General features: G+C 61.9%; 20 protein-coding genes. 9 read left to right on the top strand and 11 right to left on the bottom strand.

Annotated elements, in window-relative coordinates; all coding sequences use genetic code 11:
- Positions 1-24: 24 nt before the first annotated feature.
- Positions 25-807: a uroporphyrinogen-III synthase gene (locus Q5Z11_RS19975; RefSeq protein WP_303748011.1), complete on the bottom strand. Its 783-nt coding sequence runs from the start codon at positions 805-807 to the stop codon at positions 25-27.
- A 42-nt stretch (positions 808-849) separates the two neighbouring features.
- Between Q5Z11_RS19975 and Q5Z11_RS19970 the strand changes: the two genes are divergently transcribed.
- From Q5Z11_RS19970 to Q5Z11_RS19950, 5 genes are all read left to right on the top strand, one after another.
- Complete coding sequence (locus Q5Z11_RS19970; RefSeq protein ID WP_303748010.1) at positions 850-1,308, top strand: YiiD C-terminal domain-containing protein; 459 nt, start codon at positions 850-852, stop codon at positions 1,306-1,308.
- 26 nt (positions 1,309-1,334) lie between these two features.
- Positions 1,335-1,763, top strand: coding sequence for a hypothetical protein (locus Q5Z11_RS19965; RefSeq protein ID WP_303748009.1), 429 nt, complete (start codon positions 1,335-1,337; stop codon positions 1,761-1,763).
- A gap of 64 nt (positions 1,764-1,827) precedes the next feature.
- The gene (locus Q5Z11_RS19960; protein ID WP_303748008.1) at positions 1,828-2,265 is read left to right on the top strand and encodes a rhodanese-like domain-containing protein; all 438 of its coding nucleotides are present in this window, start codon (positions 1,828-1,830) and stop codon (positions 2,263-2,265) included.
- Positions 2,266-2,369: 104 nt separating this feature from the next.
- Positions 2,370-2,885 carry a protein-export chaperone SecB gene (secB, locus tag Q5Z11_RS19955; RefSeq protein ID WP_303748007.1) on the top strand — a complete coding sequence of 172 codons (516 nt, stop codon included), beginning with the start codon at positions 2,370-2,372 and terminating at the stop codon, positions 2,883-2,885.
- Positions 2,886-2,904: 19 nt separating this feature from the next.
- Positions 2,905-3,933 carry an NAD(P)H-dependent glycerol-3-phosphate dehydrogenase gene (locus Q5Z11_RS19950; RefSeq protein ID WP_303748006.1) on the top strand — a complete coding sequence of 343 codons (1,029 nt, stop codon included), beginning with the start codon at positions 2,905-2,907 and terminating at the stop codon, positions 3,931-3,933.
- 335 nt (positions 3,934-4,268) lie between these two features.
- Here Q5Z11_RS19950 and Q5Z11_RS19945 read toward each other — a convergent pair whose 3' ends face one another.
- Positions 4,269-4,841, bottom strand: a complete 573-nt coding sequence (locus tag Q5Z11_RS19945; RefSeq protein ID WP_303748005.1) for an OmpO family porin — start codon at positions 4,839-4,841, stop codon at positions 4,269-4,271.
- Between the two features lie 428 nt (positions 4,842-5,269).
- Between Q5Z11_RS19945 and Q5Z11_RS19940 the strand changes: the two genes are divergently transcribed.
- Positions 5,270-7,813: an AAA family ATPase gene (locus Q5Z11_RS19940; protein ID WP_303748004.1), complete on the top strand. Its 2,544-nt coding sequence runs from the start codon at positions 5,270-5,272 to the stop codon at positions 7,811-7,813.
- Positions 7,810-9,084 (top strand): McrC family protein, encoded by a 1,275-nt coding sequence (locus Q5Z11_RS19935; protein WP_303748003.1) that lies wholly within the window; start codon positions 7,810-7,812, stop codon positions 9,082-9,084. Before Q5Z11_RS19940 ends, Q5Z11_RS19935 begins: the two co-directional genes overlap by 4 nt.
- A gap of 346 nt (positions 9,085-9,430) precedes the next feature.
- Here the strand turns inward: Q5Z11_RS19935 and Q5Z11_RS19930 are convergent, their stop codons facing one another.
- Positions 9,431-11,611, bottom strand: coding sequence for an O-linked N-acetylglucosamine transferase, SPINDLY family protein (locus Q5Z11_RS19930; protein ID WP_303748002.1), 2,181 nt, complete (start codon positions 11,609-11,611; stop codon positions 9,431-9,433).
- Positions 11,612-12,513: 902 nt separating this feature from the next.
- Here Q5Z11_RS19930 and Q5Z11_RS19925 point away from each other — a divergent pair.
- A complete protein-coding gene (locus Q5Z11_RS19925) occupies positions 12,514-16,383 on the top strand; it encodes an Ig-like domain-containing protein (RefSeq protein ID WP_303748001.1) in 3,870 nt (1,289 codons plus the stop codon).
- 139 nt (positions 16,384-16,522) lie between these two features.
- On the opposite strand, the gene Q5Z11_RS19920 is transcribed toward Q5Z11_RS19925, so the two are convergent.
- The 7 genes from Q5Z11_RS19920 to Q5Z11_RS19890 all read right to left on the bottom strand — a co-directional run bounded on the left by Q5Z11_RS19920 (position 16,523) and on the right by Q5Z11_RS19890 (position 23,287).
- Positions 16,523-16,876, bottom strand: a complete 354-nt coding sequence (locus tag Q5Z11_RS19920; protein WP_303748000.1) for a BON domain-containing protein — start codon at positions 16,874-16,876, stop codon at positions 16,523-16,525.
- Between the two features lie 158 nt (positions 16,877-17,034).
- Positions 17,035-17,286, bottom strand: coding sequence for a hypothetical protein (locus Q5Z11_RS19915; protein ID WP_303747999.1), 252 nt, complete (start codon positions 17,284-17,286; stop codon positions 17,035-17,037).
- Positions 17,287-17,647: 361 nt separating this feature from the next.
- A complete protein-coding gene (locus tag Q5Z11_RS19910) occupies positions 17,648-19,567 on the bottom strand; it encodes a CocE/NonD family hydrolase (RefSeq protein ID WP_405051708.1) in 1,920 nt (639 codons plus the stop codon).
- 297 nt (positions 19,568-19,864) lie between these two features.
- On the bottom strand, positions 19,865-20,707 hold the full coding sequence (locus Q5Z11_RS19905; protein ID WP_303747997.1) for a hypothetical protein: 843 nt from the start codon (positions 20,705-20,707) through the stop codon (positions 19,865-19,867).
- Positions 20,704-21,201, bottom strand: a complete 498-nt coding sequence (locus Q5Z11_RS19900; protein ID WP_303747996.1) for a LeuD/DmdB family oxidoreductase small subunit — start codon at positions 21,199-21,201, stop codon at positions 20,704-20,706. The genes Q5Z11_RS19905 and Q5Z11_RS19900 overlap by 4 nt, the downstream gene beginning before the upstream one ends.
- Positions 21,198-22,493, bottom strand: a complete 1,296-nt coding sequence (locus Q5Z11_RS19895) for a 3-isopropylmalate dehydratase large subunit (protein ID WP_303747995.1) — start codon at positions 22,491-22,493, stop codon at positions 21,198-21,200. The genes Q5Z11_RS19900 and Q5Z11_RS19895 overlap by 4 nt, the downstream gene beginning before the upstream one ends.
- Positions 22,490-23,287, bottom strand: a complete 798-nt coding sequence (locus tag Q5Z11_RS19890; protein ID WP_303747994.1) for a GntR family transcriptional regulator — start codon at positions 23,285-23,287, stop codon at positions 22,490-22,492. Before Q5Z11_RS19890 ends, Q5Z11_RS19895 begins: the two co-directional genes overlap by 4 nt.
- Before the next feature lie 177 nt (positions 23,288-23,464).
- Here Q5Z11_RS19890 and Q5Z11_RS19885 point away from each other — a divergent pair, with 177 nt between their 5' ends.
- Positions 23,465-24,742 (top strand): MFS transporter, encoded by a 1,278-nt coding sequence (locus Q5Z11_RS19885; protein ID WP_303747993.1) that lies wholly within the window; start codon positions 23,465-23,467, stop codon positions 24,740-24,742.
- Positions 24,743-24,972: 230 nt separating this feature from the next.
- On the opposite strand, the gene Q5Z11_RS19880 is transcribed toward Q5Z11_RS19885, so the two are convergent.
- Positions 24,973-25,635, bottom strand: coding sequence for a hypothetical protein (locus tag Q5Z11_RS19880; RefSeq protein ID WP_303747992.1), 663 nt, complete (start codon positions 25,633-25,635; stop codon positions 24,973-24,975).
- Between the last annotated feature and the right edge of the window lie 15 nt (positions 25,636-25,650).

Genomic DNA, 25,650 nt, shown 5'->3' with positions numbered 1-25,650 from the left:
TGCAAGTCGCCTTTGCTGGCGGGCTCAGCCTGCGGCAGGGAAAAGCGCGGCGTGGGCGGCGCTGGCCAGCTGTGCAGGCAGGGGGCCGGCGGCAAGGCTGACGTTGTGGAAGCCAAGCTCGGTGGCAAGTTCGGCCAGCCGTTCGCTGGCGGCAACTGCTGCGGCTTGCTGCCATTGCTGCAACAAGGCGGCGGGCAGATACGGCAGTACCGTCTGCAGCGCTTCACCGCTGCTGATCGCCACCACATACGGGCTCGGCAGTGCCTGCAGGCGGGCAATGGTGGCCTTGCTGACCGGCAGCGGCAGCCGCTCATAGACATCAATGCGCTGCAGGTTGGCGCCGCGTTCGCGCACCTGCGCGGCAATCACGCCGCGACCGCCGGGGGCGGTGACCAGGGCCACGCGCAGGCCGCGCAGCTGCTGCATGGCGGGCAAGGCCAGCAGGCCTTCGCTGTCCATCCGGGTAGGCGCCTGCACGTCGGTCGCGCCGCGCCGCCGCAGTGCCCGCGCAGTACCTTCGCCAACCGCGACCAGGCTGCCCGCAGGAAGCTCGGCCAGCGGCAACAGCCGTGCAGCGGCTTCGGCAGCGGCAGGGCTGGTGAATACCAGTCGGTCGCAGGTACGCGCTGCGTTCAGCTGCTCGCGGGTGGCCTCGTCGGTACGCATCTGCAGCCGCCAGGGCGACAACGCCAGCGTACGTGCACCCAAACGCGCCGCTGCGCTGCGCAGGGTGTCGTGTTGCCCTTGCGGACGCATCGAGATGAGATGCCAGACCGTGTCGGCTGGCACATAGGCGGAGCGGTTCATTCCATGCATTATGCGGGCGCTTTCCGTTTTTCGTTGTCTTCCATGTCCGAACATATTGAAGAACCTGTGTTGCTGGAGCAGCTTCAGCGCACTCTCTCGGCAATGCCGCCGGTTGCAGCGATGGGCATCCGCATTGCCGGCTATGACAATGGCGTGCTGCGCATGCAGGCGCCGCTGGATGCCAACGTCAATGACAAGGGCAACGCCTTCGGTGGCAGCCTGGCCTCGGTGATGACGTTGTCGGGCTGGGCGCTGGTCAGCATGCGCCTGGCGATGGCGGGCAAGCAGGCCGAGGTGTATGTGGCGGACAGCAATATCCGCTACCGCGCACCGGTGTACGGCGACCTGCTGGCGACCGCGCGATTGGCGCCTGAGCAGGACTGGGATGACTTCCTGGCGCTGTTCAGCAAACGCGGACGTGCCAGGGTGACCGTGCGCGCGGCGATTGAAGGCGGCGCGGCCGAGTTCGAGGGGCGTTTTGTTGCCCTCGGCAAGGGCTAAGATCAGCCATCACCGAGGGGGCCTGCATGTATCGAAACCTGTTCAAGTCCGCGCTGGTCGTGTTGCTGCTGGCAGCTGGTAGCGCCCAGGCCGATGGCCCGAGCCGGGCACAGCGCAGCAAGCTGGTGCCGACCCAGGACGCCTATGTGGCGGCCGTGCGCTGGGGCGATTTCGACAAGGCCGAAGGCTTCATCGACCCGCAGTACCTGCTGCAGCGGCCGATCACCGACCTGCAGCGCGAGCGCTACCGGCAGATCCAGGTGTCCAGCTACCGCGAGCGTTCGGTGGGTGCAGGCGCCGATGGCAGCATCGAGCGGCGGGTGGAAATGGGCGTGATCAACCGCAATACCCAGGCCGAACGGCTGGTGATCGTGAACGAGCGCTGGCGCTGGGATCCGGAGGCCAAGCGCTGGTGGCAGGCGGCCGGTTTGCCCGATCTTTGGCAGGGCCAATGAGGCATTGGCTGCATTTTCACCGGCTGTGCGACAATCCATGCCCTCTTATCGACCCGTGACCTGAGTGAATTACGAAGAGTTGCTGGCCTTCGCCGGCCGAAATCCGATGTTGTCGCTGGCCCTGGTCGGCCTGACGGTAGCCATCATTGCCACCGAGGTCGCGCGCCTGTTCCGCGGCTACAAGTCGCTCAAGCCGTCCGAATTGACCCACATGATCAATGCCGGCGGCACGACCGTGATCGATCTGTCGGCTGCCGCCGACTTCGAGAAGGGCCATATTGCCGGTAGCCGCAATGTGCAGCCGGCGCAGTTGAACGCCTCCCACAAGCTGCTGGCCAACGCCAAGCAGAGCCCGGTGGTGTTGCTGTGCCGTACCGGCAATGCCTCGGCTACAGCGGCAAAAGCGCTGAAAAAAGCCGGCTTCGAGCAGGTATATGTGCTCGATGGTGGCCTGCCGGCATGGCAGGCGGCAGACCTGCTGCTGGTCAAAGGCCGTAACTGAGTCAGCAAATTTTCAGACAGGGCTTGTGTCTGTGGGCAACCGCCCCCATCGCTGGTCTTGTACTAATCCCATTCAATGAACAATCTGTTCTGGAGTCTTGAGCAATGTCCGAAGAGAACACCAACGGCGTAGTCCCGGCCGACGAATCCGCAACCGGCCCGGCTTTCACCATCGAGAAGATCTACGTCAAGGACGTTTCTTTCGAATCCCCGAACTCGCCGACGATCTTCAACGAGAACGTGCAGCCGGACCTGCAGCTGAACCTGAACCAGAAGGTGCAGCGCCTGTCCGACACTGCGTTTGAAGTGGTGCTGGGCGTGACCCTGACCTGCAAGGCCGGCGACAAGACCGCCTATGTGGCCGAAGTCGAGCAGGCTGGCGTGTTTGGCCTGATCGGCCTGGAGCCGCAGGCAATCGACGTGCTGCTCGGCACCCAGTGCCCGAACATCCTGTTCCCGTACGTGCGCTCGATGGTGTCGGACCTGATCCAGGCCGGCGGCTTCCCGCCGTTCTACCTGCAGCCGATCAACTTCGAAGGCCTGTACGCCGAAACCCTGCGTCAGCGTCAGCAGCAGGGCGAAGCCTCGCTGGCTGATTCCGAGCCGGCTGGCAACGCCTGATCGGCGTCTGCGTTTCAGTATGAGTACGAACGACGCAGAAAAAATCGCCGTTCTTGGCGCGGGCTCCTGGGGCACCGCGCTGGCCACCCTGTTGGCCCGGCACGGTCATACGACCGTGCTGTGGGGACGTGATGCAGCGGTAGTCGAGGCGATTGATCAGCGTCATGAGAATCCCCGGTACCTGCCGGGGATTCCCTTGCCAGAATCCCTGCGCGCCAGCACCGACCTGGCTGCCACCGTTGCCGGGGCAGACTGGATCCTGGTGGTGGTGCCTTCGCATGCCTTTGCCGAAACCGTGCGCGCGCTGGCGCCGCTGCGGCCGGCCGGGGCAGGCGTGGCCTGGGCAACCAAGGGCTTCGAGCCCGGCTCAGGCCGTTTCCTGCATGAAGTAGCGCGCGAAGTACTGGGTCCGGACGTGCCGTTGGCCGTCGTCACCGGCCCGTCCTTTGCCAAGGAAGTCACCCTGGGCCTGCCCACCGCCATCACCGTCCACGGTGATGACGACGCATTCTCCCAGCAGGTGGCTGACGCCATGCACGGCCCGGCGTTCCGCGCCTATACCGGCGACGACATGGTCGGTGCAGAGCTGGGCGGTGCGATGAAGAACGTGCTGGCCGTGGCAACCGGCGTGGCCGATGGCATGCAGCTGGGCCTGAATGCCCGTGCCGGCCTGATCACTCGCGGTCTCAATGAGATGCTGCGACTGGCAGCTGCCATTGGTGGCAAGCCGGAAACCCTGATGGGTCTGGCCGGTCTCGGCGATCTGGTGCTGACCAGCACCGGTGACCTGTCGCGTAACCGTCGCCTGGGTCTGGCACTCGGCCGCGGCCAGAGCCTGCCCGATGCAGTGAAGGAAATCGGCCAGGTGGTGGAATCGGTACAGACCGCCGATGAAGTCATGCGCCAGGCCGACCGCCACGGCATCGACCTGCCGATCTCCAAGGCGGTGCAGTCGGTGTTGCACGGTGAGCTGAGCCCGTCCGAAGGCCTGCAGCAGTTGCTGGCCCGTGAGCAGAAGCCGGAATACCCGGACACGCTGTTCAAGTAAGAATGAGCGACGATCAAAGAAGAAGCCCGGCAATGCCGGGCTTTTTTGTTCTTGTAGTGCCGAGCCATGCTCGGCAGTGGCGTTACCGGTGAAGCCTCAGCCGAGCATGGCTCGGCACTACGCCCCCTCCCTTTGGCGCAGCCAAGGGGAGGGCTGGGGAGGGGTAGCTTTTGGCTCTGGCCGGGAAAGCTTCTGCCGAGCATGGCTCGGCACTACAAAAAGCCCTGCCGGGCGCCGCCCAAAAAAGAAGCCCGGTCAGGGGAGGACCGGGCTTCCAGCGGCGCGTGGGAGAGAGGTCACGCGCCATACAACACCATTACTTGTCGCTTTGTCGCTTACCAGGTGAAGCGCGGGCCGACGAACCATTCCTTGTCGCCAGCCTTGGCCAGCTTCACTTCGCCGGTCAGGCCCCAGTTCGCGTTGAACTTGCCGGTGGCGCCAACGCGGCCGTAGAACTCGCCTTCCGGGTTGTAGCCGTTCTTCTTGCTGTAATCCTCGTAACCCGCCAGGGCATAGCCTTCGAAGTTCGGGGTGAAGGCAGTGCGCACGCCAACTTCAGCGCTGTAGCCGTTGAACCTCGGGCCGTGCTCGATGTCCAGCTTCTGGTAGGCCGCACGTGCCAGCAGGTCGGTGTTCGGGGCCACGGTGTAGTTGTAGCCAACACCCAGGCGCCACTGGTCAACATCAACCTTGCCCTTGTCGGTTTCCTGCGCGTTGTAGTCACCGAACACATGGAAGTTCGGATGTACCGCAACCGAGCCCTTCACCGCCCAACCATCGGCGTCGCCGCCCTTGGCGTCGGTATTCACATAGCCGCCTTCCACATAGTTGTAGGACAGGCCATCGGCAGCCGAAGCGGCGAACGGCAGGGCGGCCAGCAGGCCCAGAGCGATCAAAGAAGTCTTCATTTCGGCATTACCTCGTTATTGGTCTTGATCGTTACGGCCTGAATCTGTGGCCGTTCGATAGTTGTGAATTATCCGTTAGCCAACGGAATCCACCCTGAATACCAGACTGACCAGTACATAAATTAAAGTGAAGAACGGGGAACTTTTTTGTTGTGTGGACGCGCTGTGGTTGCTGCTCGTATCGCGGCCTTCCAGCTCTTGTCGGTATTCGATGGGGGGCTTCAATCTCCGCTTCGTGCGTCTGCCCGTCAGATAGAATCGCTAGGTGCCCGCTGGGGGCCTTACAGGGCATAGGGAATGGCCGAACCACAACGCTCCAAATGGGCGCATCTAGCACGGCTGCAGACCTGCAAAGCTGGCTTGCCAGAAACGGTGGAGCAGGACCGCAACTCGTCACCCACCTTTCGAAAAGCAAGGAAAGCAAATTGATGGGAGTCTCCAATTTCACGTGGATTCCCGTCTTCCGGGCAGTGGCTGAGTGGGTGGGCGGTTTTGAAGCCCGACAGCCGGAGTTGATCCAGGTTCTCAAAGAGGTTGGCATTGATGCCGGCTTGGAGGACAAGGATGAGAACGCGCAGACCATCCCGCTGCAGGCGATCGATCCGTTCACCTTCTTCTGCATGTTCATGAAGTACGGGGTCGAAAGGCGCAAACAGTTGTTTGCCCGATTGATCGATGTCGCGGGGCTGAGCGTGGTACCGCCAACTGACTTTGATGGCGTACCCAGTGCCAATGCCATGAAGGTCTGGATGTTCCCGTATCAGCGCAAGCGGGAAGATTGGATGATTCCTACGCTCTGGATGCTGTTCAAGGATGCTAGGACTGGCTTGGACGCGGACACGTTCGCCCGAGCCCTGAAGATCCCCAGCACTGGTTTCACAAAGCTGACGCAAGCCTTGTTCTACGTAGCGCCTGACCTGTATTTCCCCATCGACAGGCAGACCCGCCCGTGGCTGCTGACCATCGGTGTTCCCCGCCCGGAACGCACGCTTCCGGCTTACCTGGCGGCGCTGGATGCTGTGCGTAAGCATTCAAGTGAACCGTTTGCGGCGCTGTCCCACGGCGCTTGGGAGAATAACCAAGGCGCACCATTCGACGCGCAGGTCGCGATGGACTACCTGGACGAGCGCTATCCGGACACCTACAGCGGTACTTCGCATATCGCGGCCTACCGCACGGGGACGGAGCGACAACTAGCCTTCGATCCAGGCACCAACCCTGCCAAGAAATCCACGCTGCAGGTCTTTGTCGACGCGCGTCCTTCCCGGGTCTCGGACGATCGAATGGGCGAGTATTTGCCGGAGAAGAGCCGCAACCACCACCTGGGCAGCCATGCGCCGCGTCTGGCTACTGGCCAACCAGCATACACAGTGCGTGTTTCCTCGTTGGAGGAGCTCGTGGAGTTGTGCAGTTGGTACGACTCAAAGCCCGCTGCGACCCCGCCTGCCTTGCCGACATCCGAGCCTGCCATGATCACCCAACCTCTGAACCAGATCCTCTATGGCCCGCCGGGTACCGGCAAGACCTACGCCACCATCGACAAGGCGCTGGCCATTCTCGAACCCGACTTCAATGGCAGCCGTGAGCAGAAGAAACAGAAGTTCGACGCCTATGCGGCTGCGGGGCAGATCAAGTTCGTCACTTTCCATCAAAGCTTCAGCTACGAAGACTTCGTTGAAGGAATTCGTGCAGGCACCAACGAAGCTACCCGTCAGATCGAGTACGCGGTCGAGGACGGCGTCTTCAAGCAGCTGTGCAATGCGGCCCGGCGTCGCGTGGTGCAATCGACCGGCAAACATATCGATCTGAAAGGCCGACGCATCTGGAAGATCTCTCTGGGTGAGGCCGGCACTGAGGAAGCGGTCTACGAGGACTGCATCAGGCAGGGGCTGGCACTGATCGGCTTCGGTGCCGATGCCGACTATAACGGTGTGCAAACACGCGACGATATCGCCCAAAGGTTCCAGCAGGCTACCCCGGAACGGGATGCTTCCGACTACCCGATCACGGCGCTCAATATCTTCATCCGGCAGGTCAAAGTTGGTGATCTGTTCGTGGTCACCCAAGGCAATCTGCGTTTCCGCGCAATTGGCGAGGTTACCAGCGAATACCTGCACGTCCCGCGCGAGAACGACAGCTACTCACAAGGCCGCAAGGTCAACTGGCTTCGTGTATATGACGCTGGCTTGCCGTACGCCGAGTTGATGGAAAACCGCTTCAGCCAGATGACCATCTACGAGCTGCGTCCCGGCTCGATCAATTTGGACAAACTGGCCAAGCTGCTGGCCCCCGTTGAAGAAACGCAGGACAACGCGCCGCGGGTACTGATCATTGATGAAATCAATCGCGGAAACATCTCGCGAATTTTCGGCGAGCTCATCACGTTGATCGAGGAATCCAAGCGCGCCGGTAAAGCAGAAGCATTGCAAGTAACCCTGCCGTACTCGCAGGACAAATTCAGCGTGCCCGACAACGTGTACCTGATAGGCACCATGAACACCGCCGATCGCTCGTTGGCCGGTCTGGACGTGGCCCTGCGTCGTCGATTCGTGTTCGAAGAGATGCCGCCCAGGCCCGGCTTACTTGGCATGGTGTCCGGTATCGACCTGCAGCAATTGCTGGCCGTCATGAATAACCGCATTGAAGTGTTGCTGGGCCGGGATCATCTGCTCGGCCATGCCTATTTCATCGGCATCCAGTCGCTGGATGAGCTGAAGCGCGTGTTTCAGCTGCAGATCCTGCCGTTGTTGCAGGAGTATTTCTTCGAGGATTGGGAAAGGATTGCGCTGGTGCTGAACGACCCGCGTAAGGCCAAAGTACATCAGTTCCTTAGCAAGCCGGTCTACGACGAGCATGCATTGTTCGGCAAAGCAGGGTTTGGCAACGGCAGCCGTTGGCAGATAAATGATGAGGCTTTCGAGGAACCCGAAAGTTACTTGGGCATCTACACGCTGATCGAAGCCATCCAGTGACGCAGCTGATAACCGTCCGTGAGCATGCCCGCCTGACCACCGCGGCGGTATCCGCGTCGGAGATGCTGGCGCAGGTTTCACAGACGGCGTTCGACTGGTTGCTGGCTGAAAGTGCGCGCCTGCAAGGCCCCGGTAGCGGTGCCCGGCTGGTTGAACTGGAAAGCCGGCGTGAACTGCGTCTGGACAACTATGTTGGCGTGCTTGAATCACCCTGCGGCACCCGCATCGAAATTTTGCCCAAGGCAATGGAGCTGGGCGATAGCATCGAAGCCGGGCGGGGCTTACTGCAGAAGATGCTGGCGCGTTGCCTGAATCTGACGCCGCGCCGGTCAAGCCCTACGGCGCTGCGCACCTTCGATGCACCGCTGAGCGAATGGGTGGCGCGGCAGTTCCTGCAGGGCGTGGAGCACCTGGTTAAGCGCGGCCTGCGCTTCGACTACCACCCGGTGCAGGAAGAGTTGCGTTATCTGCGTGGCAGACTGTTGGTGGCCCGGCAAGTTCGCCAGCCTGTGGGTCGTGCCCACGTCTTCCAGGTGGAGCATGATGTCTTTGATGCTGATCGCGCCGAAAATCGTCTGATTCGCTCGGCGCTGGAGGTGGTGCGCAGGCGCACCCGCGAACCCGGGAACTGGCGCCTGGCGCACGAGCTTTCCCATCACCTGCATGAGATCCCAACCAGCAGTGACGTGGCTGAGGATTTCCAACGCTGGCGTGATGATCGCCTGTTGGCGCATTACGCGCCGGTGCGTGGCTGGTGTTCGCTGATCCTGCACGAGCAGATGCCCTTGACGGTGGTCGGCACCAGCAACGGTCAGAGCCTGCTGTTCCCTATGGAAAAGGTATACGAGCAGTATGTCGGACTGGGACTGCGCCAATGGCTGCCAACTGGCGCAACACTCACGCTACAGGCGGCCCGCCACTTCCTAGCCAAGCACCGCGACCAACATTGGTTCCAGCTGCGCCCCGATTTCCTGATTGATGACGGTGGCCAGCGCGTGGTCGCAGACGCCAAGTGGAAACTGCTCGATGGTGCTTTGGACAACGGCGAACAGAAGTACGGGCTGTCCCAAGCTGACTTTTACCAGCTGTATGCCTACGGCCAGAAATACTTGGGCGGTACCGGCACGCTATACCTGTTCTATCCCAAGACCTCACGTTTCAGCACGTCGTTGCCAGCATTCCACTTTGATGGGCAGCTGCAGTTGCTGGTCGTGCCATTTGATCTTGAGCGGGAGCAGCCGGTTTCACGATACGCGCAGACGAGTTGGTAATTCTGTCCCTCGATACAGAATTGCCAATGTTCTATAGGGCGGAGGAGAGCTCTGCTCATGAAATTCGGGTGGCTCCAATACCTACACCCAAAAAGCCAGCGATCTGAATCAGATTGCGTCGCGTGCATAGTCCGTGCTGGATTCCGGCCTTTTCCAAACGCAGGGAATCCGTTATAGCTCAATGAGGTTCATATGCGATGTTCGAGCTACAGAGGCATGGCTATAGGTGAGCACGCAAGGTTGGACTCGCTGCAATCTGAAATGGTGGTTGTTCCCATCGGATGCGGCAATCTTGGTGAACGGGGGGCCGATCAGCAGCCGCGCCAATCAGGACGAAGCTGCGCCATTATCGCGGCACCGGAGGACCTCGATGATGTGGATTCCCTGAGACAGGGGTGACGTTCGGGAACCCGAGCGATTCAACAGGCATTGGGACGCCCCCGCACCAGCCACTACCCGGCGACTGTACCGCGCAGCTCAGATCGATGAGCTCCCGCTGACCGCGTCTGGCCTGCGCGTGCATGGCCTGCAGCAGCTGTTCGAGCTGCGCGGCGAACCTGTCGGACTGGTAGAGCACCGAAGTGCCCAATCGCTCGGCCAGCTTGCGGCGGATCGCGTCCCGCCTGGCTGCGTCATTCGCCAACTCGATCGCCAGTGATATGTAGTCAGGTCGGGATGTGGTGCAGAGCTCATGCATGCCCAATGTGTGCAACAGACTGCCCGCCATGCGACTGACGAAGGTTTCACCCATGCAGGTGATCAACGGAACGCCTGCGCGCAATGCATCGCTCGCCGTTGCACCGGAGTTGTAGGGGTAGGTGTCCAGCGCGATATCGGCAAGGGCGATGCGCGCACGGTGATCTGCGAGTGATTGGCGCTTGGCGAATATGATCCTCCCTGGATCTATGCCACGTGCCATCGTCTCCTTGAGCAGGTTGCTGCGGATCACTTCAGCCGATCCCGGCGCGATCCACAGCACGCCCTGAGGCACCTTGCGCAGAATTTCGCACCAGTCATCCCAGAGCTGCGGGGTGAACTTGAAGACCTGGTTGAAGCTGCAGAACACCACGGCATCGGAGGGCAGATTTTCCGCCGCACGTGTGGGTGGATCCGCCAGCGGCGTCAGTGGACAGTTCGGCTGGAAGCATTCCGGCATCAGCGCCAGCGCCTCGCTGAAATGCGCGGCGTGCGTTGGTGGCGTCGCCACGGCGTCGCTGATGATGTAGTCGGCAAGCCGCGGTTCGCCCAAGGTGCCGACGTAACCAATCCACGACGCAATGACGGGGGCTGGCCGCAGCGCGCAGATTCCAAGGCGGGCGTGGGTTGTGTAGCCGGTGAGGTCGATCAGGATATCGATCCTGTCGTCGCGGATCAGCTGTGCGGCCTGCAGATCGTCCATCTGGCTGATGACGGTGAAGTTGTCCGCAGCCGCAATCAGTCGCCGCCGTTCCTCATCGTCGACCTCCGGCCCGTAGGCATACAGGTGCGCTTCGAAACGCTCGCGATCATGGGCAGCAATTACGTCGGTTATCAGATGGGCAACCGGGTGGTTGCGGAAGTCTGCCGATAGATAGCCGATGCGCAGGCCTCCGACGCGCGCGCTGGCAACCGGCGAAACCAGCGGTGCTGCGGCCAGCGCGGATGCCCAGCGCTTGCGACCAAACTGGCTGGCCAGTCCACGCAACGTTGCGGCATCGAACTCCGGCCAGGCAAGCATGTCGAGCGGCGACACGTCGCCGCCGTCGCCTTGCGCCAGCAGGGCGAGAAATTCGTCGATCGATGGTTGCCTGTCATCCCAATCCGCCAAGCGACGGCGCAGACTGAGGATGCGACCCGTGATCTCGGCATTGCCTGCATGCAGTGCCAGTGCCTGCCGCAGGCAATCGAGGGCTTCAACTTCCCTTCCAGTCTTCTCCAGGATGCTTGCAAGGTTCAGCTGCGGCTGCAGGTAATCCGGGTTGCAGGCGATGGCCGAGCGGAAGTTCTGCTCCGCGGCGCTCTTGTTTCCATCAATCGCATCGAGTGCGTGGCCGAGATTGTTGTAAGCGGTGGCGTAGCCCGGATCTGCCTTGATTGCGTGCCGGTAGCACTCCAGTGCTTCTGCTTGTCGCTCCGGCCTGAAGCTGTTCTTGAGGATATTGCCCAGGTTGTTCCAGGCATTGGCCTGGGCGGGATTCAGCGCCAGCGAACGCCGATAGGCTTGCTCCGCCTCGGGCACGCGATGGGAGGCAGCAAACGTCAGTGCCAGATTGGTATAGGCGTCGGCGTTGTCCCCTTTCGTCGCTGCGGTCTGCAGATAGCGCTCTGCAGCCGGGTAGTCCTTGTTGAGATAGCAGATGACGCCCGCACAGACCAGGCCACCGGGATGGCGTGGTGCCAGCTTCAACAGTTTGCCGCGGCACAACTCCAGTGCCTGTGCCAGCTGGCCGCGTTGGTACAGGGATAGAACCGCTGCGTAAGTTGCTTCGACAAGGCTTGCCTGGCGATTGTTTGATCGTTGCGGAATTCTTCCGTGCAAGCGACTCATTCCGCTCTCCGTTCAGATGGATGTTCGTCCCGCTTTGCGGTTGGAAACGTGGTTGCCAAGGAAGGCTGCTACACGCGGTTCCAAGGTGTTTCTGCTCGCATGAATCCCGGCAGGCAACCGCCGGATCCACTTGCCGCTGGGATGCTGCCGCGATGTTGCTTCAGCTGATGGGATTCTTCTGTAGGACAGAGCCTAATCTTGGGTATGAAGCCGGCCCCGGGCCGTAACTGCTGCGACGCAGGCTGCTCGTATCCATCCAATACGGACGGCATGCGTCGAAGTTTCACTAGAGAAACAAGAGGGACAAAAACCGTCCCCAGCAAGACGACAACGCGGCACGGAGTAATTGCAATCTCATACTCGAAACGCGTTGTCAGTTTTTAAGTTGTTTCCCATGTATCTATTTTGGAAAGCTGCTGATAATCCCGCCGTACGCTGCTGTACGGGCTGGCTTGCGTCGGCAATCGGTCCATCACCAAGCCGGTAGTCCTCGGTTCCGGCTCACTGCCTTTGAATACCTGCAGCCCCGGCAATCCGCGGATAGGCAGCGACGCTCTCGGGTCGAAGTACTTGCTGCGATGTTGTGGTCATCACGTTTGACACGTTGAGTTTTGTTGCAGGCCGCGCTGCGGCCTGGGTTTGATGCTGCGCCGGGTCGGGGCAGCGAGAAAGCGTTGTGAAGCAATACGACGAGCTGCCCGTGCCGCGATGCACTGATGCCATCGCCCGGGCTGTTCGATATCAGGCATGTCGCAAACGTCAACGGCCCTCACAAATGGCGTGATAGGGCGCGTGAGGCCGCGCGCGCATGGCGGTACCTGCAATGGATCAAGGCAGAAAGTTCAAGTGCGCAGCTGCTGCGAGGTGGCTGCGTGTTCTATTCGAAACTATGGAGACAGTAAGTGGACGCAGTGGTTGACGGTCAGATCTCGCAGAAGGCGAAGATCAATCATATGGATGTGTATGCAGCTGGCAGTGTGCCCGTCATCGAGATGATTCTTGACGACCAAGGCAGCAAGACCGGAATCATCGCCAATGGTGGCTACACCGATGACAACCGCCCGGAGATCATCGGCAGGGGACGCCCTGGCGATCTGGTGCATGTGTATGAGGGACGCTACCTGCTCGGCCATGCCGTGGTGGGCAACGATGGAACCTGGAGTTTCACCCCTGTCATCCCGCTGGCAAGTGGCAAGCACAGTATCAGCGTCATCCACGAGGCCCCTAGCGGCGCCGTCAGCGAAGAGTCCACGCCATACCTGATCATCGTGGACAGGGTCGCGCCCGAGAAACCGGTGATTGAAGAGGTTCATGATGACGTTGGCGCGCAGACCGGTTCGGTCGGCAACGGCGGCACTACCGATGACAACATGCCCACGCTGTCGGGCAAGGGCGAGGCTGGCGCCACCGTCACCATCATCGACAACGGTCAGGTGATCGGCGAAGCGTTGGTTGCCGATGACGGCAACTGGTCGTTCACGCCAGGTGCCGAGCTTCCCGATGGTCGCCACGAGTTTGAAGTGGTGATGACCGACCAGGCCGCCAATGCTTCGGAAATCTCGGACAAGCACGTCATCGAGGTACAGGTGCGCGTGCCGACCCAGATCGCCAGCGTAACTTCGATGAGCAAGGACTGGGGCGTCAGCAGCAGTGACTGGCTCACCAACGACGGTGGTGCCGGTCGCCTGATGCAGGGTTCGCTGAGTGCCCAGCTCGCCGCCGATGAGCGTCTGCTGGTATCCACCGATGGTGGCCTCAGCTGGACCCAGGCAATGGTGGATGGGCTGAGCTGGGCCGCGCAGGACAACAACAGCCATGCGGGCAACTGGTCGATCCAGACCAAGGTGGTCAACGCCGCCGGCCGCAGTGGCGAAGTCGAATCACGCGAGGTGATCCTCGATACGCTGGCACCGGATGCGCCGACCAAGTTGACGGTGGACGGCGCGTACCTGACCGTCGCGTTCAATACCGCCTCGGTTTCGGCAGGCGATATCGTCAGCGTGGTGCTGAACGGCCAGCGCTTTGATCACTCACTGACTGCCAAAGATGTAAGCGCTGGCAGCGTGCGCATTGCGCCCGGCTTCTCGGTCGCCAGCGGTGATGTGATCGCCGCGATCATCGACAAGGCCGGCAACAGCTCCAAGTACCGCGACATGGGCGAGCAGCGTTACATCGACTTCACCGGCGCAGGCTACGTCGATCTCAATACCGGACAGAGCACTACCCACAAGGGCCTGCGCATCACCTCCGAGTACGACTACAACCTGTCCAAGATCTACGGCTTGATGACCGGGCTGACCAACTACGATCCTGCGATCAACACCGGCATGAAGATCGGCGTCACCGGTCGCACACGCATCGACTTCACCGAAGGCCCGGTGTCCGAGGTCAAGTTCCTGGTGACCAACCTGCAGGCAGGCTATTTCGCAGCGACGACGGTGAGGTTCTATTCGGCCAGTGGCGCACAGGTTGGCCAGCAGTCGCTGTCGGCATATTGGCCGAACACCGTGAATGCGTACTTCAAGGCGCCCGCAGGCCAGGAGTTCTCGTACATGGTGGTGACTACCGGGGCGCGGATCCCGGGCAAGTGCGTCATCGGTGATTGGGATTGGATCGGCCTGGATAACTTCGAGTTCCGTGGCGGCGCAAGCGAGCTCAACGTACTCGCCAACCAGACCATCGAGAACAAGGCCGGCACCTACTACGGTGGCAACGAGGACAACGTGTTCACGCTGGCCAACGTCGCCCATATCAACGCGGCGACCAGCGGTGGCGTTGCCGGTGGCGGCGGTGCGGATACGCTCAAGCTGACCGGCGCCAAGCAGGTGCTGGACCTGGCGCTGTTGAAGGACAAGATAGATTCCATCGAGATCTTCGACATCACCGGCAGCGGCAATAACACGCTGAAGATGTCGATTGCCGATGTACTTGGCACTGGTGCACGTGATCAGTTCGTTGCCGATGGCAACGTGCAGGTCCTGGTCAAGGGCAATGCCGGCGACAACGTGGTGCTCGGTGCGATGATGAACGGCGCGGTCCAGGGCGAATGGCAGCTGCAGAGCCAGGTCGTCGTCGCCGGCATCACCTATGATGTCTACAAGCACTCGTTGTTTGCGGCGGAAGTGCTGGTGCAGTCCGGTGTCGGCGTGCAGTTGGACATGTCCATCGTGATGATGGGCAAGGACAGCCACACTGCCGGCGACTACAGCACCGCCGATGGCAGCTCGGGCCGGCTGGTGCAGGGTGAGCTGACCTCGGTCCTGCCCATCGGCGCCAGGATTGAAGTGTCCACCGATGGCGGCAAGCAGTGGGGCACCGCGCTGGTCAAGGATGGCAAGTGGTACTTCACCGATATGCAGCCGCATGCGCAGAGCTGGACCATCCAGGCACGTGTTGTCAGTACTTCAGGCACCATCGGGCAGACCATCGAGCGCAATGTCGAGTTGACCGCCAAGCTGGGCGCACCCTCCATCGTCAAGATCGCCGAGGCCGAAGGTGTGCTGACTGCCGCGGAAGCAAGCAATGGCGTCGACATGATTGTTTCCCTGGACGGATCCAGCGCCAAGGCCGGCGATATCGTGCAGGTTCAGTGGGGCATCGCTACCTATGCACATGTACTGACCGCCGCGCAGGTGACTGCCGGCCAGGTGACGGTGAAGGTACCTGCTGCGGTAACCAGCAATGCCGTTGCAACCGCGCAGGGTGTTGCCTATGACTTCGACGTGGCGGTCAGCATTGTAGCCAATGGCGTGCAGGGGCCGAAGTCGGACGCCTACAGCGTGATTGGTGGTGGCTTTGCCACCAAGGCGCTGAGCGATACGCTGAACATCGCGAGTACGCTGGTCATTGATGATGCCTACATCGGCAAGGGCGTGACCGTGAGCGCGGTGAACGGAACCCTGAGCAAGGGTGCGGCGACCACCGCAACGCTGGCGGGCCTGACCCTCACCGGGGGCGAGGATGCCGTGCTGCACGTTGACCTGGAAAAATCCGCAAACAAGTTCCAGCTGACCTTGTCCGGCTTGGACAATACGGCAGGGGGTGCGGTGATCGTCATCTATGACGTGGCCGGCAACGAGCTCAAGCGCGAAACCATCACCGGTACGCTGACTTCCAAGCGTTACGTCAAGGCCTATGCCTTCACCGCGCCGGAAGGCGTGGATGTGGGCAGCTTCGACATCATTCCGGCAGGCGGGAAGATCACCGTTGGTGCTTTCAGCCAGACGCAGGTCACGCATGTGTCGGACGTTCGCGACGCGAACACCGTTGATGAGCTTGTCGACACGTATTACGGCAGTGCGGGTGATGACATGATCACCTTGAAGTATGCCGCTGCCAGCTATCTGGCCAATGCCGGCAACAAGGGCATCCATGGCGGTGATGGTATCGACGTCCTGAAGATCGCAGGTGCAGGCCAGGCCTTGAACCTCAACCTGGCCACCTCGGCGGGCAAGCTCTCCGGCGTTGAAGTCATCGACCTCACCGGCACCGGCAACAACACCTTGACCCTGTCACTGAAGGACGTGCTCGCAAACGGCCAGGTGGATCTGTTCCATCAGGGCGACAAGCAGACGGTGCAGATGATGGTGAAGGGCAATGCCGGCGATGTCGTCAACATCGATGATCTGCTGGGTACGGGCGGCCCCGATCTGGGTGATTGGGCGTCGATGGGCAAGCAGTCCATCGAAGGCGTCTCGTATGTTGTGTACCAGCACTCGGGCCTGGATGCCGAGCTGCTTGTGCAGGACACGATGAAGGTCGGCTTGATCTAAGCATGCTCAAGCAGCCGACTGGATTGCCGGCTGTCGGCGACTGAAACGAGAAAGCGGCACCGTGAGGTGCCGCTTTCTCTGTATCCGGTTGATGTCTATCCAGGGACTACGGCTTTATCAGTGGATCGACATCAGTGGGTCAACGCGCGGGTGCGACCGTCAGTGCCGAACTGTTCACGCTCTTCACGCCCTTGATTGCACGTGCGGCGGCAATGGCGCGGTCGGCTTCCGCCTTGGTGGCGACGGCGCCGGTCAGTGTCACCACGCCGTTGACCGTTTCCACCTTTATCTCGGTGCCGGATACATCCTTGGTGGTAAGCAGATCGGCCTTCACCTTGGTGGTGATCCAGGTATCGGTGCCTGGCTGCTCGGAGGCCTGATCGTGCGTGGAGTGAGCGGTCTGGCCTGCGGCCTGCACGGTGAGGGCAGTGCCTGCGCAGCCAACAGCGATCACACCTGCGAACAGCAGTTGCTTCATCTTGCGGGTATCCATGACGCGTCTCCGATCAGAGCAACGATGCTCCAGCTGCAGGATGCAGCAACCACGATTAAGTGGATGCCTGCATCCGGTGATGGGCAGGTGCATGAAAAGGAAAGTTCGCGTAATGCAGGCCGGGTGATGTGAATGCAGGTTGTCTGCGTCGCACACGATCAGGCGATCATCAGATCCCATGGCAGGTTGGAGTCACGGAACTTGAAGCGGTAGCCATCGAAGTCGATCTGCTTGGCGATGTTGCCTTGCTCATCGATCATCGTATGGAAGCAGACGTCGCTCAGCCCCATGGTCGCGACGCGGCGACCATCGCTGCTGCCCTTGGCGACGTTCCTGGATTCAGTAGCCAGCAAGGTCACCAATCGACGCTGACGGCCGGGCCCTTCGAGGAAGAATTTGATCTTGTCCAATGACATTGCTCCGGTATGTGATCCCCCCGGATCTGGCTTTCCAGCTATAGCCGGGATCGTGAACAGGCGGCAATGCGTGAATACGCAGAATCGGGTATCGCTGCGTATTGTGCGAACTGCACTGCGGCCATGACGTGCGCTGCACCGCGCTATGCCACGCGGCGTTAACAACTACCAAGGCACCACCGACAGCGCGACAACAGCGGCGATGACGGCGATGCCGATCAGGATGATGCTGCGCTGGCTGAGCCTTCTGCGCTTCATACATGCTCCCTTGCGTTGCAGGCAGTGATGCCGACTATTGCTATAGCACGGCCTTCAGCAACGCCAGCGAAACAAGCCAAGCCTCAATCCAACACCCTCACTCAACAACCGGAAGCGTGATGTAACTTGGATGCTCACTGCTGTTCCAGATGCGCTGGGTGGCCTTGCGGTAGTCACCCGGCTGGGCGAAGAAGATGTTGTTCACGTAGTGCTGCGGGTTGCGGTCGTAGAGCGGGAACAGGCTGGACTGCACCTGCACCATCAAGCGATGGCCGGGCTGCAGCGTCTGGTTCACATTCGGAAGATCGAAGCTGTAGCTCAGCGGTGCATCGGGCGTGATCGCCTTCGCCTGGCTGAAGCTCTCGCGGTAGCGGCCACGGAAGATGGTGACGGCCAACGGTAGCTGGTAGCCAGCCATCTTCGGGTTGTCGGGATACTGATCCGGATAGACATCGATCAGCTTGACCACCCAGTCGCTGTCGCTACCGCTTGTGGAAGCGCTCAGTTGTACCTGCGGAATGCCGGCCAGCTTCATCGGCTTGTCCAGCACTGGCCCGGTATAGGTGAGCACGTCGGTACGCCCGTCGACGAAGCGTTGATCGCGCACCAGCCACGTGGTCCAGACATCGCGGTCACCCATGTTGACCGGACGCGGCACGAAGGGCACCGGCTTGGCGGGGTCGGAGATGTATTCCGCGTATTGCGTGCCGGTGTTGCTGCTGCTGAAGCCCAGCTGTGCATCGGCATTGAGGTAGAGCTTGTGTGCCGTGGTCGGACAGCCCTGAGCGCAGCTTTGCGGCCAGTTGTTGTAGCTGTCCCAACGGTTGCTGCCGGCGTTGTACACCCACACCGGCGGCGTGTCGGCGACCGGCGCGCCGTCCTTTAGGTATTGATCGAAGAACGGCTTGAGCACATCGCGCCGCCACTGCAATGCGGTGTCGCCGTTGAAATCCAATGCGCCGAGCGAGCTGCCGTTGTAGTTGGCGCCGCTGTGTCGCCATGGCCCGATTACCAGGAAGTTGCGCTTGTTGTCGTGGTCCTTGGGTTCCAGTGCGGCCCAGGCGGTGTGCGCGCCGTAGATGTCTTCCTGGTCCCACAGGCCTTGTTCCCACATGGTGGGAACGGTGATCGCCGGTAGCTTGGCCAATAGTTTGTCCAGCGCCTGCTGCTGCCAGAACGCGTCGTAGGCGGGGTGCTCGCTGACCTTGTGCCAGGCCGGGATCTGCTCCAATCCCAGCGTCTTGGCGAAGGCGCCCACCGAGCCTGCCTGCAGGAAGCTGCTGTAGTCGTCGCCGCTTGGCATGGCGACTTTCGCGCCGGCGCCGCGTGCGGTCATCTGCCCGCTGAAATAGCCCAGGTTCACCTGCCGATAGGCGCCGTGCTGGAACCAGTCATCGCCCATCCAGCCGTCGATCATCGGACTCTCCGGCGCAGCCACTTTCAATGCGGGATGCGGATCGAGCAGCGCCATCACCACGGTGAAGCCTTCGTAGGAGGAGCCGAGCATGCCGACCTTGCCATTGGACTCGGGCAGATGCTTCACCAGCCAATCGATGCTGTCCCAGGCATCGGTACTGTGGTCGATCTTGCTTGGGTTGAGCGGACCGCGTGGCGGCCGCGTCATCACGTAGTCGCCTTCCGAGCCGTACTTGCCGCGCACATCCTGGAACACGCGGATGTAGCCATCCTCGGCGAACATGGTGTCGCCCTGGGCGAGGGCATCGACCAGGCGCGTTGCGCCGGGTGTGCGATCAACCCGGCCAGCCGCGTTGTAGGGCGTGCGGGTGAACAGGATGGGCGCGTTGTGCACGCCCTTGGGAATCATGATCACGGTATAGAGCTTGACCCCATCGCGCATCGGGATCATCACCTCGCGCTTCTCGAAGTCACGCGCTGGCTGCGGAGCGACGAATTTCCTGCCGGTGATATCCGGCGTCATCGGCGTGACCTGCGCGGCTGCCGTCGCAGCTGTTGCAAGCGTGGTGATGGCGGCGATGGCGACGGCGAGAGTCTGGATCCGCATTGCTCTACCTCAGGCGCTGGGGGCAAGCGCTGACGCTATGCCTGTGTAGTGGTGGTTACACATGGCAAAGGTCATGGGGTGGGCTGAAGCAGCAGATGAAGCAAGGCAAGAGCGACCCCTCCCCAACCCTCCCCTGCGCTACGCGCAAGGGAGGGGGTAAAAGCGGCGCCGCGTTGATCTGGCGGAGCGCAGCCAACAGCCCCCTTCCTTGCGCGCAGCGCAGGGGAGGGTTGAGGAGGGGTGCTTTTGAGCTGTTGCTGTTGCCTTCACCAGCAAACAACCCAACACCCATCACCCAGCAAGCAACTCCACATGCTCCCCAGCCGGCCCACGCAGGCTGCGGCGCTCACCGGCATCCATCACCATCCAGCCGGCTTCAGCCAGCACAGCAGCATCCACCGCCGGTAAGCGCAGACCAAGGCTGTACTGGCCCGCATGCCGCAGCTTGGTCGAGGCAGGCAGATCCACCTGGTCTATCTCCACCATGCACTGGCCCGGCATCGGCACCACCGCCACCGGATAGCGCCCTTCCAGCGCCCGGCCATAGGCACGATTGAGCACGGTGATCCTGGTATCAAATGCCCAGCCCTTGGCGCCCAACAATGCAGACCAGGCGCGTTGCGAGGCCTCGCGGTCCGGCGTCGTCATCACTCCGATGAAGGTTTTGGCAACTGCAGCGTTCGTCATCGGCAAATCAAACGGTGGCACCGCTGCCTTTATCTGGGTGAGGTAAAGCAGTTCGCCACACGGACCCAGCACCTGTGCCGCCCGGATTGCTTCACTGAGTTCCAGATTGGCGGCTGGTCCCACGACCTTGAACGGCGCGTGCAGGCCGGCTGCCAATGCATCGATGTCGCCGACCAGCACTTCCAGTGACAACCAGCCGTGCCGGAACATCGGCTCAGCCACGATGGCATCTGGATCTTCGATCACCCGCAGCACTGCTTCGCCAGCACTGTTGGCCAGCCATGCAGACGCTGCACCGGTCAGATCCAGCAGATCGAGTGCAGCTGCATCCTCGGCGCTGAGCGTTGCACGTTGCTGCACCTGCATCGCCAGTTGCGCGACGTAGGCATCACAGACCTGTTGCAGGTCCGGGGCGATCAAGGTGGCATGGACGATGCCTTGTTTCATTGGCGACGCTCCGCGGCGAGCTTGCGTTGCAGCCATGGCATCAGGCCACCACCGGCAACGATTTCCATCAGTTCAGGCGGGATCTTCTCACAGCTGAATTCAACGCCCGTGCTGTGATTGATGATGCGCCCCACAAGCGGGCGCACCTCCAGCTCATCGCCGCGTGATGCTTCCAGTGTTGTACAAACCAACGCGGGCACGCCGAGATTCAGTGCATTGCGGTAGAAGATGCGTGCGAATGACCTGGCGATGATGGCGCCGACGCCGAGCTCGGCCAGTGCCTGCACCGCCTGTTCGCGCGAGGAGCCAATGCCGAAGGACTCGCCGCCCACCACGATGTCGCCGCGCCTTACTTCGCTGGCGAAAGCCGGGTCCACCGCTTCCAGGCAGTGGCTAGCGAGCACGTGCATCGGCTCACGCATGTACGGGCCGGGCGCCAGTACATCGGTATCGATGCGGTCGCCAAACACGAAGGCCTTGCCACGAACGTTCAAGCGTTTTCTCCCAGCAGTTCGCGCGGGTCGCAGATTTCGCCCTTCACCGCAGCGGCGGCAACGCTGTATGGCGAGCCCAGGTATACCTGGGCCTCGGCCGAGCCCATCCGGCCCTTGAAGTTGCGTGCGGTTGTGGACATGCAGACCTCGCCGCTGCTGAGCATGCCTGCACCCATGCCGGCACAGGCGCCGCAGCCGGAGGGCAGCAGGATCGCACCGGCTTCGGTCAGCGTTGCCAGCGTGCCTTCGGCCGCGGCCTGTGCGGTCATTGCCACCGAGGCAGGCGCGATCAGCAGGCGCGTGCCTGCGGCGATCCTGCGGCCTTTCAATACCTCGGCTGCCATGCGCAGGTCGGTGAGCTTGGCGCCGGTGCAGGCACCGATATAGGCCTGGTCGATGTGCACCTTGCCGTGCTCACCAACCGGGCGGCTATTGGCCGGGCTGTGCGGTGCGGCCACATGTGGCGCGATCTGCGCGGCGTCGTAACGGTAGTGGTGCAGGTAGTTGGCGCCAACGTCGCTGCGCCACTGCGCCAGCTCACCATGGAAGGGCTTGCCGGCCTGCTCGAGTGCGGCAAGCGTGGTCGCGTCGGGTTCGACGATGCCGGTTTCGGCGCCGAGTTCGGCGGCCATGTTGCACAGGGTCAGGCGCTCGTGCATCGGCATCGCCTGCACCGCGCTGCCACCGTATTCGAACACCTGGCCCTCGTTGCCCATGCCGTGTTGGCCACACAGCATCAGCATCACGTCCTTGGCGCTGACGCCGGTGCCGAGCAGGCCGTCGAGCTGCACGCGCGTCGTCTGCGGTACACGCAGCCATACTTCGCCGGTCACCAAGGCGCCGGTGATGTCGGTGGCGCCCATGCCGACCATGAAGGCGCCGAACGCGCCGCCGCTGGGCGAGTGCGAATCACCGCCGACGCAGAACATGCCTGGCTGCACATGGCCGTGTTCCTGCAGCACCACGTGGCAGATGCCGAGCATGTCGTAATGGGTGACGCCGTGCGCCTGCGCCCAGCGGCGGGTGAGGGCGAGGATGTCGGCGCTCTCCATGTCCACCGCCGGCACGAAGTGATCGGAGACCACGACGACCTTGTTCGGGTCCCATACCTTGGCACCGAGTTTTTCCAGCCGCGAAGCGACCCGACGCGGACCACCGGAGTCATGCATCATCAGCAGGTCGAGCCGGGCGGTGAGGATCTCACCAGCGCGCACCGTTTCGCGCCCACAGGCACGGGCGAGGATTTTCTCGGCAAGCGTTGCAGCCGCACTCGTACTGAGGGTCGCACTCAAGCGCGGGTCTCCGGGATGTTGGTTTCGTAGTCCATGCGCATCTGGTAGCGCAGCTGGTCGGGGCGATACTGGATTTCCAGCAGGTCCTGCAGTTGCTGCTTGGCATCGAAGGAGCGCCGGTCCAGCGTCATCACCGCCTGCCCGGTCGACATCTGCAGGTGCATCGCCGCCAATGCATCGATGCGTGCGGCGGAGACGGTCTGCTGTACTTTCACCACCTCGATGCCACAGCGGCGGAACAGTTCGATGCGTGAGCCATAGGCCAGGTTCTCGGCGTTGAACTCAGGATGTGCAGTGCGGGTCCAGCTGCTGTAGTAGCCGAACGGATGGCCATGGCGGCTGCGTACGCGTACGCAGCGCACCAGTGTCTGTCCGGGTTCACTGCCGAACAGTTCGCGGATCGGCTGCGGTGGCAACACGCGTTCCCAGCCGAGCAGGCGGACCTGGGTATTGCCTGCCAGCGTGTCCAGGCTATGCAGCAGTTCGCCCAGTGGCGTCTTCAGCGGCATTGGGATGGTCGAGCTGCGCGCGCCGCCGCCGACCACACGGGTGCCGCGGCCACGCTGGCGCACCAGCAGGCCGTCGCTGGCCAGCACTTGCAGGGCCTGGCGCACGGTCACCCGCGAGATGCGCAGGCGCTTGGCCAGTTCCTCTTCGCGGGGCAGCTGTTCGCCGTCGCCGATCTCGCCGCGCTCGATCAACCCGCGCAGGAAGCCCTGCAGCTGGTGGTAGAGCGGCGCGTGCACGTCGCGGCGGAGGATGCCCTCCAGGGATTGGGTGGTGAACGGGTCCACGGCTGGTGTCTGGCGGGTTCAGTATAATCTTAATGATATATCTATATAACTATATTTGAGGCCGACCGCAATCCATCCGCGGGGGCTACATCCGGCGCCCGGTCTGTGCCATTCTTTGTCCGGACATTAATCCAGTGGCATGCGTTCCCCGTTCACCCTTTCGCAACAGGTGTGCCGATGAAACGTTTCTACCCGTGGCTGATCTGCATCGTGGCCATGTTGATGCTGGCGATCTCCAATGGCATGACCATGACCGGGATCACCGCCTTCGATCCGTCGCTGCTGGACGAGTTCGGCTGGAGCCGTGGCCAGCTGAAGTTCCGCGACATGTTCAACCTGTTGCTGGCGGCGTTGTTGTCACCCTTTGTCGGTGCATTGATCGACCGCGTCGGTGTGCGCAGCCTGGCCTTGTTTGGCAGCCTGCTGCTGGCCGCGTTGTACGCGGCCTATTCACAGGTGCATTCCATCGCCCACGTCTACCTGATCCATGTCGGTTTTGCCGCGGTGGTGGTCAGCAGCGGCCTGTGCGTGGCGGTGATCATGGTGTCGCAGTGGTTCCAGACGCGGCGCGGCACGGCGTTGGGCATCGCGCTGGTGGGTAGCAGCCTGGGCGGCATGCTGGTGCCCAAGATCATCATCGCCTTGTTGCCCGAGCATGGTTGGCGCGGCAGCTTCCTGCTGATGGCGGTGATACCCGTGGCCTTGTTCGTGCTGTGCCTGGCACTGGTGCGCTCGCCTGGCGGCAAAGGCCTGCGCCCCTGGGGAGATGGCCAGGCAAGCAACAACAGCGCACCTGGCCGCGCCTGCAGCTTGCCTGACCTGAGCTACCGGCAGGCGCTGCGCACCCGCACGTTCTGGGCACTGGCGGTAGTGGCGGTGACCACGTTCTGGGGAATCATGTCGCTGTCCTCGCATCTGATCCTCAACATGAAGGACCTCGGTTTCAGCGGCGAACAGGCAGGTGATGGCATGTTCCTGCTGTTCGGACTGGGCATGATCGGCAAGTTCCTGTTTGGCTTTCTTGCCGACGTGACCACCTCGAAGAAAGTCTTTGTGTGCAATGTCGCCTTGATGGCGCTGGGTTCGATGATCATCGCCCTGCAGCAGCGCGAACTACTGTGGAGCGGGCTGATCGTGATGGGCCTTGGCTGGGGTGGCCTGTACGCGATCCTGCAGCTGCAGATCGTCGAGGCATTCGGGCTCAGCGCCGCAGGCAAGATCCTGGGCACGATTTCCTTGATGGACGCTACGTCCGCCGGGCTGGGGATCTGGCTGACCGCGGTGATGTTCGATCACTTCGGCAACTACCACGTTGCCTTCACCGTGATCGCGGTGCTGGTGGCGATTGGGCTGCTGGCCTCGTTCTTCGTGCGTGATGAGCGGCGGCTGGCGTTTGCAGGAGCAGCGGGCGAGAGTGCGAAAGCAGATTCGGTCGTCGCGCGTGGGGTGGCTTGAGGGCGCGAAGGCACCCTGCAACCCGTAGGACGGTATGCACTGTAGGAGCGGCGTCAGCCGCGAAGCTGATATTGCTGGAGCGCTCGGCATACCTGCCATCCGATGATGCCCCTGCTTCGCGGCTGACGCCGCTCCTACAATGCCCAGCCAGCTTCTTGTCGGGGCTGGGGATGGAAAACGACAAAGGCCCGCGCAAGCGGGCCTTTGCTGTTCACAGCATGCATTGCAACTCAGAACGGCTTGAGCTTGCCCAGCGCCATGATCACCAGAATGATCAACCAGATGCACAGCACCGGGATCTTCACCCGCGCCACCAACTGCTTGAGCGACTGTTGCTCGGCATCGCTTGCGCTACCGGTCACCACTTTTCCAAATAAGGGGCCAAACGGGCGCAACTGGATGCGCACCAGCAATCCCATGCTGATGATGCCGGCAAACAGGATGAGCTTGGCGCCAAGCCAACGGCTCTGCACGACGTAACCACCTTCGCCCAAGGCATCGATGCCGGCCGCGACGCAGCCGATCAACACCAGCAGGCGCAGATAGAAATCAACGCGTGCGATGCGCAGGCCGCTGGCGGAATGCTCCTTGATGAAGGCTGCCCAGGCCAGGCCAAGCCACGCCAGCGCGCCCAACCACACCAGCCACAACCAGCCATCCAAGGGCAGCAGGCCGGCCTTGCTGGCAATAGTGAGGCCGGTGCCCAATGCCATGATCAGGCAGGTGCGTGGAATCATGTCCAGCAGCATCATCGCCTTGGCCGAGAACAAGCGCACCGGCAGCGGCTGCGCCGGATCGGCAATCTTGCCGGCGATGTAGAACACGCCCAGGTCGCCGCCCAGCCAATAGCCGCCGATCAACAGGTGCAGCAACAACAGCAGTTGGTAGTCCATCGTGGTCTCCAAAAG

The organism is Stenotrophomonas sp. 610A2 (assembly GCF_030549615.1).
GTDB classification, from domain to species: Bacteria; Pseudomonadota; Gammaproteobacteria; order Xanthomonadales; family Xanthomonadaceae; genus Stenotrophomonas; species Stenotrophomonas pigmentata.
This window is presented reverse-complemented; position numbering and strand designations above follow the sequence as displayed.